General features: G+C 75.0%; 1 protein-coding gene. It reads left to right on the top strand.

Annotated elements, in window-relative coordinates; all coding sequences use genetic code 11:
- Positions 1-653 (top strand): chemotaxis protein CheB (locus tag FV228_RS31240; RefSeq protein ID WP_281406556.1); only part of this gene is annotated, 653 nt, incomplete at its 5' end.
- Between the last annotated feature and the right edge of the window lie 180 nt (positions 654-833).

The following is an 833-nucleotide window of genomic DNA, read 5'->3' as shown; positions in this document are numbered from 1 at the left end:
AGGCCAAGCTCACCGCCGACGCCGTGCTGCCGCTCAGCGCCCGCCCCCGGGCCCTGGCCGGGACCGAGCCGATCGTCTGCATCGGCGCGTCCACGGGCGGCACCGAATCCCTGCGCGACGTGCTGGAGGCGCTGCCGCCGGATTGCCCGGGGCTGATCATCGTCCAGCACATGCCCGAGCACTTCACGGCGGCCTTCGCCAGGCGTCTGGATGGGCTCTGCGCCATCGCGGTGAAGGAGGCGGAGGACGGCGACGCGGTAATCCCCGGGCGGGCCCTGATCGCCCCGGGCGGGCTGCACCTGCTGCTCCAACGCAGCGGCATCCGCTACACCGTGGCGGTGAAGGACGGCCCGCTGGTCTCGCGCCACCGCCCGTCGGTGGACGTGCTGTTCCGCGGGGCCGCGCAATGCGCCGGCGCCAACGCGCTCGGCATCCTCATGACCGGCATGGGCGACGACGGCGCCAACGGCCTCCTGGAGATGCGCCGGGCCGGCGCCCTCACGGTGGCGCAGGACGAGGAGAGCTGCGTGGTGTTCGGCATGCCCAAGGAGGCGATCGAGCGCGGCGCCGCCGCCAAGGTCCTGCCGCTGGAGCGGCTGTCCCACGAGATCATCCGCTTCGGCCACGCCCCCGCCCAGCGCCAGCCGGCGTGAGCCGGAGGGGCGGCCTCAGCCGCCGCGCAACAGGACGCCGAGCGCGTCCGTGAGACAATCGGCGACGCGGCGGATCCGGGCGTTGCCGCGCACCTCCTCGTGCAGGACCAGCCAGGCCGGCAGCGGTGCCAGGGCGAGGCCGATCTCCGCCCGCTCCAGCTCGGGGTGGCGCGCCGCCAG

This window comes from Methylobacterium sp. WL18 (assembly GCF_008040015.1).
GTDB lineage: Bacteria > Pseudomonadota > Alphaproteobacteria > Rhizobiales > Beijerinckiaceae > Methylobacterium > Methylobacterium mesophilicum.
The sequence above is the reverse complement of the archived record's forward strand: the minus strand, read 5'-3'. Positions and strand labels throughout refer to the sequence as shown.